Origin of the sequence: Streptomyces sp. DvalAA-14, from assembly GCF_900091855.1 — a bacterium.
Lineage (GTDB): Bacteria > Actinomycetota > Actinomycetes > Streptomycetales > Streptomycetaceae > Actinacidiphila.
The window spans coordinates 1-10,161 of record NZ_FMCH01000585.1 but is presented as its reverse complement, the minus strand read 5'-3'; the positions used below and the strand labels follow the sequence as shown (position 1 = coordinate 10,161).

General features: G+C 74.4%; 11 protein-coding genes. 4 read left to right on the top strand and 7 right to left on the bottom strand.

Annotated features, from left to right (window positions below):
• Both GA0115240_RS31605 and hemQ read left to right on the top strand, forming a co-directional pair.
• Positions 1 to 724 (top strand): protoporphyrinogen/coproporphyrinogen oxidase (locus GA0115240_RS31605; RefSeq protein WP_176725226.1); only part of this gene is annotated, 724 nt, incomplete at its 5' end.
• A 4-nt stretch (positions 725 to 728) separates the two neighbouring features.
• The gene (gene hemQ, locus GA0115240_RS31600) at positions 729 to 1,514 is read left to right on the top strand and encodes a hydrogen peroxide-dependent heme synthase (protein ID WP_202451939.1); all 786 of its coding nucleotides are present in this window, start codon (positions 729 to 731) and stop codon (positions 1,512 to 1,514) included.
• A 99-nt stretch (positions 1,515 to 1,613) separates the two neighbouring features.
• Here hemQ and GA0115240_RS31595 read toward each other — a convergent pair whose 3' ends face one another.
• The 5 genes from GA0115240_RS31595 to GA0115240_RS31575 all read right to left on the bottom strand — a co-directional run bounded on the left by GA0115240_RS31595 (position 1,614) and on the right by GA0115240_RS31575 (position 5,861).
• Positions 1,614 to 2,390, bottom strand: coding sequence for an aminoacyl-tRNA hydrolase (locus tag GA0115240_RS31595; protein WP_093742068.1), 777 nt, complete (start codon positions 2,388 to 2,390; stop codon positions 1,614 to 1,616).
• A 147-nt stretch (positions 2,391 to 2,537) separates the two neighbouring features.
• The gene (gene msrB, locus GA0115240_RS31590; protein ID WP_093742066.1) at positions 2,538 to 2,942 is read right to left on the bottom strand and encodes a peptide-methionine (R)-S-oxide reductase MsrB; all 405 of its coding nucleotides are present in this window, start codon (positions 2,940 to 2,942) and stop codon (positions 2,538 to 2,540) included.
• A 10-nt stretch (positions 2,943 to 2,952) separates the two neighbouring features.
• The gene (gene murC / locus GA0115240_RS31585) at positions 2,953 to 4,347 is read right to left on the bottom strand and encodes a UDP-N-acetylmuramate--L-alanine ligase (RefSeq protein WP_093742064.1); all 1,395 of its coding nucleotides are present in this window, start codon (positions 4,345 to 4,347) and stop codon (positions 2,953 to 2,955) included.
• Between the two features lie 105 nt (positions 4,348 to 4,452).
• Positions 4,453 to 4,920, bottom strand: coding sequence for an indole-3-glycerol phosphate synthase (locus tag GA0115240_RS31580; RefSeq protein WP_093742062.1), 468 nt, complete (start codon positions 4,918 to 4,920; stop codon positions 4,453 to 4,455).
• Positions 4,921 to 5,087: 167 nt separating this feature from the next.
• Positions 5,088 to 5,861 (bottom strand): pyrimidine reductase family protein, encoded by a 774-nt coding sequence (locus GA0115240_RS31575; RefSeq protein WP_093742060.1) that lies wholly within the window; start codon positions 5,859 to 5,861, stop codon positions 5,088 to 5,090.
• A 192-nt stretch (positions 5,862 to 6,053) separates the two neighbouring features.
• On the opposite strand from GA0115240_RS31575, the gene zapE reads away from it, so the two are divergent.
• Together zapE and GA0115240_RS31565 are read left to right on the top strand one after the other, a co-directional pair.
• Positions 6,054 to 7,118, top strand: coding sequence for a cell division protein ZapE (gene zapE / locus GA0115240_RS31570; protein WP_093742058.1), 1,065 nt, complete (start codon positions 6,054 to 6,056; stop codon positions 7,116 to 7,118).
• 47 nt (positions 7,119 to 7,165) lie between these two features.
• On the top strand, positions 7,166 to 8,065 hold the full coding sequence (locus tag GA0115240_RS31565) for a PPK2 family polyphosphate kinase (RefSeq protein WP_093742056.1): 900 nt from the start codon (positions 7,166 to 7,168) through the stop codon (positions 8,063 to 8,065).
• 36 nt (positions 8,066 to 8,101) lie between these two features.
• Here the strand turns inward: GA0115240_RS31565 and GA0115240_RS31560 are convergent, their stop codons facing one another.
• Both GA0115240_RS31560 and treZ read right to left on the bottom strand, forming a co-directional pair.
• Entirely contained in the window at positions 8,102 to 8,311 is a 210-nt protein-coding gene (locus tag GA0115240_RS31560; protein WP_093742055.1) for a hypothetical protein, read from the bottom strand.
• The gene (gene treZ, locus GA0115240_RS31555) at positions 8,308 to 10,047 is read right to left on the bottom strand and encodes a malto-oligosyltrehalose trehalohydrolase (protein WP_093742053.1); all 1,740 of its coding nucleotides are present in this window, start codon (positions 10,045 to 10,047) and stop codon (positions 8,308 to 8,310) included. The genes GA0115240_RS31560 and treZ overlap by 4 nt, the downstream gene beginning before the upstream one ends.
• Positions 10,048 to 10,161 lie beyond the last annotated feature (114 nt).

Genomic DNA, 10,161 nt, shown 5'->3' with positions numbered 1-10,161 from the left:
GGCCTGCCGCGCGGCGGGCGCCGTCATCGAGACCGGCGCCCCGGTACGCGAACTGCGCCGCACCGGACCGCACGGCTGGCAGATCGCCCTCGCGGACCGGACGCTGCACGCCGACGCCGTGGTCGTGGCCGCCCCCGCGCCCGCCGCCGCCCGGCTGCTCGCCGCCGAGTCGCCGGCCGCCGCGGCCGACCTCAGCGGCGTCGAGTACGCCGGCATGGCCCTGGTCACCATGGCCTTCCGCCGCCGGGACCTGCTGCACCTGCCGGTCAGCAGCGGCTTCCTGGTGCCGCCCGTCGACGGCCGGACGATCAAGGCGTCCACCTTCTCCAGCCACAAGTGGGGCTGGCTCGACGAGGCCGGCGGCGACACCTTCGTGCTGCGCACGTCCGTCGGCCGCCACGGCGACGAGGCGGACCTGAGCTGGGACGACACCGATCTGGTCCGGCTGTCCCGGGAGGACCTCGGCGAGGCGGTCGGGCTGCGGGCGGCCCCGGTCGCCGCGCGGGTCACCCGCTGGGAGGCCGGACTGCCGCAGTACGCGGTGGGGCACGTGGACCGGGTGGCGCGGATCAGGGAGCACGTCGGCAAGCTGCCGGGCCTGGCGCTGTGCGGCGCGCTCTACGACGGGGTCGGCGTCCCCGCCTGCGTCGGGAGCGGGCGCCGGGCGGCGGCCGAGGTGCTGGCCACCCTGGTGCCGGAGGCCGGGGACGGCGCGGGAGAATAGCCGCATGACCGACGCGAATTCCGCCCACGCCCACGAGCCCGCCCACGATTCCGCCGCCGGAGCGGGCGCCGCGGAAGGTTCCGCCCCCGGCAAGGCGCCGAACGCCGGGAAGAAGGCCAAGGACATCAATGACGTGATCCGCTACACCCTGTGGTCGGTGTTCCGGCTGCGCGAGGTGCTGCCGGCGGACCGCGCGGGCTACGCGGACGAGGTCGAGGAGCTCTTCGAGCAGCTCGCCGCCAAGGACGTCACCGTACGCGGCACCTACGACGTCTCCGGGCTGCGGGCCGACGCCGATCTGATGATCTGGTGGCACGCCGAGACCGCCGACGCGCTCCAGGAGGCGTACAACCTCTTCCGCCGCACCCGGCTCGGCCGCGCTCTCGCACCGGTCTGGTCCAACATGGCGCTGCACCGCCCGGCAGAGTTCAACAAGTCGCACGTGCCGGCGTTCCTCGCCGACGAGACCCCCCGCTCGTACGTGAGCGTCTACCCCTTCGTGCGGTCCTACGACTGGTACCTGCTGCCCGACGAGGACCGCCGCCGGATGCTCGCCGACCACGGCAAGATGGCGCGCGGCTACCCGGACGTGCGGGCCAACACCGTCGCGTCGTTCTCGCTCGGCGACTACGAGTGGATCCTCGCCTTCGAGGCGGACGAGCTGTACCGGATCGTGGACCTCATGCGGCACCTGCGCGCCTCCGAGGCGCGGCTGCACGTACGGGAGGAAGTGCCGTTCTACACCGGCCGCCGCCGTTCGGTGGGCGAACTGGTCGCCGGGCTGGCCTGAGCCGCGAGCTGGGCCGGCCGATCCCGGCCGACCCGCCCGGCCGGGCAGCCTCAGCCTTGCCGACCTGCTCGACCTGCCCGGCCGCTCCCCGCTCCCCGCTCAGCCGCGCCGCAGCGCCCGGTAGTCGGCGACGACCGTGCAGGAGCCCGGCGCGACCTCGGTGAAGCCGGCGTCCTGGACCACCGGCAGCCCGGCCGAGATCAGCCGGGCCCAGTCGGCGGGCGCGGCCGTACGGACCGACAGCGGGAAGCCGCCCGCCCGCCAGGCCTCGCGCTCGGCGTCCGACAGCTCCCACCAGGCCAGCTGGGCGCCGTGCCCGGCCTGCGCCATAGCCTTGCCCGCCGACATGGCGACGTCCGGGCTCATCCACAGCGCCGGGTGCGCCGGGTCGGCGGGCGGCGGCGGAGCGGGGTCGTCCAGTTCGGTGCCGGAGACCTGGAGCCGGGCCAGGTCCTTGGGCCAGCCGTCCAGCGGCACCGGCGGAAAGACCCGCACCTCGGCGGCGGCGCCGGTCAGCGTGATACCGGGCAGTGCCTCGGCCCGCCGCCACTCGGTGCCCCGGGCCCGCCGCACCACCTTCCGGATCCGGGCGTCCTGCCAGTCCCGTACCGCCTGGGCCCACTCGCCGTCCTCGGCGGTCGCCCGTTCGTCGGAGAGCAAGGTCAGGACGGCCCGGGCGGCCGTCTCCAGCGCGTCGGTCCGGGGCGGGGGCGCGTCGCGTTCCATGCGCACCACGAGCGGAAGGACGTACTGCGGCGCGGCGTCCCGGTCGGCGGCCTTGTGCTGGAAGGGGCCGGGCTGGAGGGCGTCGGGCTGGAAGGGGCCGGTCCCGGCGGGACCCGGCGGTTGCGGCCGGTCGGCCGTCGTGTCGCTCACGGCCCCAGTCTGCCACCGGCCCGCCGCCGGCCCGCCGGGGTGGGCCGGGAGGGCCGTCCGGCCGCCACCTGCCGGGCGGGGAACGCGCGCGGCGGCCCGGACCTGGGACAGGTCCGGGCCGCCGGGCTGCTCACTGTCGGCCGGTCGCTACTGCGCCGGGCTCATCTTCAGCGAGATCGAATTGATGCAGTACCGCTGGTCGGTCGGGGTGTCGTACCCTTCGCCCTCGAAGACATGGCCGAGGTGGGAGCCGCAGCGCGCGCAGCGCACCTCCACCCGGGTCATCCCCATGGAGCGGTCGGTGATCAGCTCCACGGCGTCCGAGTCGGCCGGGTCGTAGAAGGACGGCCAGCCGCAGTGGGACTCGAACTTCGTGTCGGAGCGGAACAGCTCCGCCCCGCAGGCGCGGCAGGAGTAGACGCCCTCGGTCTTGGTGTCGGTGTACTCGCCGACGAAGGGACGCTCGGTGCCGGCCTCGCGCAGGACCGCGTACTCCTGCGGAGACAGCTCCGCACGCCACTGCTCGTCGGTCTTGTTCACTTCATACGACATGGAGGTCCTCTCAGCTGTCGAGGCGGGCGAGAATCAGGGGGCCGAGGTCGGTCACATCGCCCGCACCCATGGTGAGAACGAGATCACCCGCCTTCGCCATTCCTGCCAGCAGCTCCGGGATCGCCGAGGTGTCGTGCCCGGCCGTCACGTCTGCGCCCGCGGCCCGCGCGGCCTCGATGACGACCTCGCTGGTCACCCCCGGAATCGGGTCCTCGCGGGCCGGATAGATGTCCAGGACCACCGAGGCGTCGGCCACCGCCAGCGCGGCGCCCATCTGCGCGCCCAGCTCCCGGGTCCGGCTGAACAGGTGCGGCTGGAAGACCACCAGCACCCGGGCGTCCCCGGCCGAGCCGCGGATCGCGGCCAGGTCGGCGGCCATCTCGGTCGGATGGTGCGCATAGGAGTCGATCACCTGGACGCCGGCCGCCTCGCCCTTGAGCTGGAGCCGCCGGGCCACCCCGGTGTACTGGGACAGCGCCGAGGCCAGATTCCCGGCCGGGGCGCCGACCGCGACACCCGCGGCGAGCGCGGCGACCGCGTTGTGGGCATAGTGCCGGCCCGGTACCGACACCGTGAAGGTCGTCATCCGGCCGTCCAGCACCACGGTGACCTCGCTGGTCAGGCCGCGTGGATTGACCCGGACGATCCGGACGTCGGCGTCCTCGGCCTCACCGACGGTGACGATCCGCAGCGTCCCGGTGCCGCGGACCCGGGAGGTCAGCTCGACCGCGCCCGGCTGGTCGGCGGACACCACCAGGGTGCCGCCCGGGCGGATCCTGCCGACGAACGTCTCGAAGGACTGGTAGATCTCCTCCAGCGAGGCGTAGTTGGCGTGGTGGTCCAGCTCCACGTTGAGGACGACCGCGACCTCGGGGGAGTAGGCGTGGAAGCTGCGGTCGCTCTCGTCGGCCTCGGCCACGAAGATCTCGCCGCCGCCGTGGCGGGCGTTGGAGCCGGGCACGTCCAGTTCGCCGCCGATCACATACGACGGCTCGCTGCCGAGGGCGGTCAGCGCGACCGCCAGCATCGAGGTGGTGGTGGTCTTGCCGTGCGTGCCGGCCACCGCGATCGCGCGGGAATCCCGCATCACCGCGGCCAGCGCGTCACTGCGGTGCACCACCGGCACCCCGCGCTCCTCGGCCGCGGCCAGCTCCGCGTTGCGCGCCCGGATGGCGCTGGAGACGACCACCGCGGTGGCGTCCGGCGCGAGGTTCGCCGCGTCATGGCCGATGTGCACCGTGACGCCCAGCGCGCGCAGCGCCTCGACCGTCGGGGAGTCCTTGGTGTCGCTGCCGGACACGCGCGCCCCGCGCTGGGCCAGGATCTTCGCGACGCCCGACATTCCGGCGCCGCCGATGCCGATGAAGTGCGGTCGGTCCAGGGCGGGGGGAACGGACGGGCTCATGCGCGGGTCTCCCGGGGAGGTGGTCCAGCTACGGGTCGGGGCACCGATTCTCGCACTTCCCCGGGGGCATCCCGTACGTCACCGCGGTGGCGTCGGCGCCGCGCGTCAGTCCTGCTCGGCGAACAGCTTCAGCACCGGGACGCCCACCTTGTGCCGGGCCCGGGAGGTCCAGTCGCGGTGGAAGAACTCCTCCACGAAGTGCGGGGCGGTCAGCACGATCACCTCGTCGGCCTTGGTCCGCTCGACGACCGTGCGCAGGGCCTCCAGCGGGTGCGACTCCACCACCTCGCCGACCGCCTCGGCGCCCGACTGCCGCAGCGCCTCCAGCGAGTAGGCCAGCGCCCGCTCGGCGGGCGGGAAGGCGTCCTGGCCCTCCGGAACGGCGTTCTCCCGGGCCGCGTCCTCCAGATGGCCCAGCGCGACGTCGTCCACGGCCCGCAGCAGCCGGTCCTGGTCGCCGCGCGGCTGCATGAGGACGACGAAGGAGACCTGTTCGTCGCCGTGGAGGGTGGTGACCATCTCCACATCGGCGGGGGCGAGCGGCTTCTCGATCATGAGTACGGTCGTGAACACGGACGCGTCCTTCTTTCTCATGGGCCACCGGCTTTATTCGGCCAAAGGGCCGCCACAGCAACCATCTTGCCCCGAACTTCACCGGACACCGCTTCTAGTCTTCCCGTGCGGCGTCAAGCGGAACAGCCTCATCCGCTTTTTCCGGGGTGCGTTCCGGGTGATATCGGTCAGCAGCGGACATAGCGGGTGAAGAGAAAGCCGTCCTCTTCGAGGATCGACAGCGGGGTGAAGCGGCTCGGCGGGGCAACCGCGGGGCCGTTCATGATCCGCGGCGCCTCCCCGCCGGTGAGCAGCGGCGACAGGGTCAGGCACAACTCGTCCAGCACGTCCGCCGCGGCGAACTGGGCCAGCAGGCGCGGTCCGCCCTCGTGCAGCAGCCGGGTGAAGCCGAGGGCCGCCAGCTCCCGGACCGCCCGCGCCGGGTCCACGGCGTCGCCCTCACCGGCGACCACCACCCGGGCGCCGGCCGCGCGGGCCGCGGCCAGCGCGCCGTCCGGGGCGCCGGCGCCGGTCAGCACCAGGGTCGGCACGGCCGGGGCGGTGAACAGCGGCGCGCTGAAGTCCAGGTCGAGGCGGCGGGAGACGACCGCGATCGCCGCCGCCGGCGGCTGGCCGGCCGCGGCCCGGCGGGCGGCGAAGGCGGCCCGGACCTTGGCGGGACGGTAGCCCTCCTGGCGTACCGTCTCGGCGCCGACCAGGATCAGGTCGGCCAGCGCCCGCAGCGTGCCGAACACCCGCATGTCGGCCGGCGAGGACAGCGGGGCCGACCGGCCCTCCGCGCGCGCCGCACCGTCGAGCGAGCCGACCATGTTGGCGCGCAGATACGGCGTACCGGCCGCCCGGTCCGCCGGGTAGGCGTAGGCGTCGGCCAGGCCGAGCGGGTCGTCCAGTGCGCTGTCGTCGGTCGCTCCGGGGCCCGGGCGGGGAAACAGCCGCTGCATGGCGGAAGTCTCGCACGGACGCCTCCGGCGGGTGCCCCGGGCCGCGTGTCCCGCCCGCGGCCTGTCCAGGGCCCGCCCACGGCCCACTCGCGGCCTCGCCGAACCGCCCACGCCGGCCGCCTGACCTCGGCCGCTCCCCGGCGGCGGCCCGCGGCGGAGGCGTTAAGCTCGCTTTCCGTGTCCCCCTCCGCGATGTCCGAGCCAGGCCCCGATCCCGCCGGGCCCATAGCCCTCAGCGCCCGCCGGCCCGAGGTCGAGGTGGCGCGGCTGGTGGCCGACATGGTGCCGCCGCCCCGCTTCGACGGCGTGCGCTTCGCGACCTACGCGCCGGACCACGGGCAGCCCAGCCAGACCGCCGCGGTCACCTGGCTGACCCGGTTCGCCGCCACCCTCGGCCAGGGGCCCGCCGAGGGCCGCAAGCGGTGGTTCCGCCGGGAGCCGGCGGCCGCGGCGCCCGGCGGGGTGTATTTGGACGGCGGGTACGGCGTCGGCAAGACGCATCTGCTGGCCTCGCTGTGGCACGCCGCCCCGGCCCCGCGCGAGCAGAAGGCGTTCGGGACGTTCGTGGAACTGACCAACCTGGTCGGGGCGCTCGGCTTCCAGCGGGCCGTGCAGGCGCTCCAGGGGCACCGGCTGGTCTGCATCGACGAATTCGAACTGGACGACCCGGGCGACACCGTGCTGGTCTCCACCCTGCTGGGCAGGCTCGCCGACGCCGGGGTGCGGCTGGCCGCGACCTCCAACACGCTGCCGGGCCGGCTCGGCGAGGGCCGCTTCGCCGCCGCCGACTTCATGCGCGAGATCCAGGGGCTGTCCGCCCGCTTCACCTCGCTGCGGATCGACGGCGAGGACTACCGGCACCGCGGCCTGCCGCAGGCCCCCCGCCCGCACACCGACGAGCAGGTCACCGCGGCGGCGCACCGCACGCCCGGCGCGGCGCTCGACGACTTCGGGGCCCTGACCGCGCACCTGGCCACCGTCCACCCGAGCCGGTACGGGGCGCTGTGCGACGGGGTCGGCGCGGTGTTCCTGCGCGGCGTCGAGCAGATCACCGACCAGGCCACCGGGCTGCGGCTGGTGGTGCTCGCCGACCGGCTCTACGACCGCGAAGTGCCGGTGCTGGCCTCCGGGGCGCCCTTCGACCAGCTGTTCGGCGCGGACCTGCTGAGCGGCGGCTACCGCAAGAAGTACTTCCGCGCGGTGTCCCGGCTGACCGCGCTGGCCCGCGACGCCGAACGGCTGGCCTCCACCACCTGACCGCCGGTGACTGGCGGCTCCCGCCGAACCGGCGCACGATCGTGTCCATGGCCAAGTCGAAGTCCACCTCCAAGGCCGGGTCCGCGCACGGGCACGGGCTGCGCGGCGCCGAACTGCGCACTTTGCTGCGGGTCGCACCCGACAGCGGCCCGGTCGATCTCGCCGCGTACGACGCCGGAGCCACCCCGGGCGGCCCCAAGGGCAAGAAGCAGGGTGTGGCGGAGACCGATCAGATGCGGGCCCGGCTCGGCGAACTGCAGGAGAAGCTGTTCGCGCAGAGCGTGGCCGGCGACCGGCGCCGCCTGCTGGTGATCCTCCAGGGCATGGACACCTCCGGCAAGGGCGGCACCGTCAAGCACGTCGCGTCCGGACTCAACCCCGGCGGGCTGCGGGTGCGCGCCTTCAAGACGCCCACCGCGGAGGAGCGCGGCCATCCCTTCCTCTGGCGGATCCGCAAGGCGCTGCCGCTGCCCGGCGAGATCGGCGTCTTCGACCGCTCGCACTACGAGGACGTGCTGATCGTCCGGGTGCAGGATCTGGCGCCGGCTGCCACCTGGCGGCGCCGCTACGCCGAGATCAACCGCTTCGAGCAGTCGCTGGCCGACAAGGGCGTGACGGTGGTCAAGATCTTCCTGCACATCAGCAAGGAGGAGCAGCTCGATCGGTTGCTGGCACGGCTGGACAACCCCGACAAGCACTGGAAGTTCAGCCCGGGCGACGTCGAGGACCGCGAGCGCTGGCCCGCCTACCAGGAGGCGTACCAGACCGTCCTGGAGCGCTGCTCCACCGAGAGCGCGCCCTGGTACCTCGTCCCGGCCGATCACAAGTGGTACCGGAACTGGGCGATCAGCCGCCTGCTGCTGGAACACCTGGAGGAGATCGACCCGGCCTATCCGCAGGCGGACTTCGACGTGACCGAGAACCGACGGCTGCTGCTCACCACCTGAGCCGCCGCCGGGCCGGTCGGCGGGACCGTGATCCGGTCAGCCCGAGCAGGCCGTCCGCTGCGCCTCCTGCCAGGCGCACACCGGGCACAGCGTCGCGCCCCGCGTGCTCGCGGGGTACTCGGTGGGCTCGCCGCACAGCACGCAGTCGGCGAGCTCCTCGTCCGGCTGATCCTCCTGGGCCTGCTCGGCCGCTGCCTCCGCCGCGGCGGGCGCTGCCACCGGGACGGCGGGCTCGGTCCGCTTCACCCGTTCACCGTAGCGCCCTCGGTCCGCAGCACGGCCGCCCCGCGCGGCGGCAGCGACACCAGCGGGCCGGGCAGCAGCGTGCAGTCCGGCCGGGCCAGCACCACGGCGCAGCCGGCATCGAGCGGGACCCGGGCCGGGGCGTCGGAGAAGTTGACCACGACCCGGAACGGGCCGCGGGCGACCAGCAGGGTCCGGCCGCCGGCCGTCGCCGCCACCGTGTCCAGGCGCGGGTCGGTCAGCGCGGGTTCGGCCCGGCGCAGCGCGATCAGCGCCCGGTACCACTCCAGCAGCTCCCGGTGCTCCGCCTTGTCCGGCTCCGCCCAGTCCAGGCAGGAGCGGTTCCGGGTGGCCGGGTCCTGCGGGTCCGGCACATCCTGCTCGGCCCAGCCGTGCTCGGCGAACTCCCGCCGCCGGCCCCGGGTGATGGCCGCGGCCAGCTCGGGGTCGTCGTGGTCGGTGAAGAACTGCCAGGGAGTGCCGGCGCCCCACTCCTCGCCCATGAACAGCATCGGGGTGAACGGCGCGGTGAGGACGAGCGCGGCGGCGGCGCCGAGCTGGTCGGGGGTCAGCCGGTCGCCGATGGCGCGGTTGCCGATCTGGTCGTGGGTCTGGGCGTAGCCGAGCAGCCGGTGCGCGGACGTCTCGGCGGTGTCCAGCGGGCGGCCGTGGTGCCGGCCGCGGAAGGACGACCAGCTGCCGTCGTGGAAGAAGCCGTGGGTGAGGACCTTGGCCAGCGCGGCGGGACCGGCCGCGGCGAAGTCGGCGTAGTAGGCCTGGGCCTCGCCGGTGACCGCGGTGTGCACGGCGTGGTGGAAGTCGTCGTTCCACTGGGCGTGCAGGCCCAGACCCCCCGCCTCGCGGGGCGCGGTGGTGCGCGGGTCGTTCAGATCGGACTCGCCGATCAGGAACAGCGGGCGGCCCAGCGCCGCCGACAGGGCGTCCACCGCGGTGGACAGCTCCTCCAGGAAGTGCAGCGCCCGGGTGTCGACCAGGGCGTGCACCGCGTCCAGCCGCAGCCCGTCGAGCCGGTAGTCCCGCAGCCAGGACAGGGCGCTGCCGATCAGGAAGTCCCGCACCTCGTCGGAGCCGGGCGCGTCCAGATTGACCGCGTCGCCCCACGGGGTGTGGTGCCGGTCGGTGAAGTACGGCCCGAACGGCGGCAGATGGTTGCCGGCGGGCCCCAGATGGTTGTGCACCACGTCGAGCACGACGCCCAGGCCGTGCTGGTGCGCCGCGTCGATGAAGCGCTTCATCGCCGCCGGGCCGCCGTATGGCTCGTGCACCGCCCACAGGGACACGCCCTCGTAGCCCCAGCCGTTGGTGCCGGGAAAGGGGCAGACCGGCATCAGCTCGATGTGCGTGATGCCGAGCCGGGACAGATGGGCGAGCCGCTCCACCGCCGCGTCGAAGGTCCCTTCGGGGGTGAAGGTGCCGACGTGCAGCTCGTAGAGGACCGCGCCGGGCAGCGCGCGGCCCGGCCAGGGGGTCTGCCAGGCGAACGCGGCGTGGTCGACCACCGCGCTGGGCCGGTCCGGGCCGTCCGGCTGGCGGCGCGAGCGCGGGTCGGGCAGCGGCGGGCCGCCGTCCAGCACGTACGCGTACCGGGTGCCGTCCGCGGCGGGCAGCTCGGCCTGCCACCAGCCGGCCCGGGACGGGTCGGGGCGGAGCGGGTGGCGGCCGCCCTCGATCTGGATCTCCACCTGCTGGGCGTTCGGCGCCCACACCTCGAACAGCACGTACGGCTCCCGTCTGATGCGGTTGTGACTGATGCGGTGCTCACGGTCCGTACCGGAAGGTCGGGACGTGCCGGGTCGTGCCGTCTCGGTCGCGGCGGTCCGCGTCCGATCCCG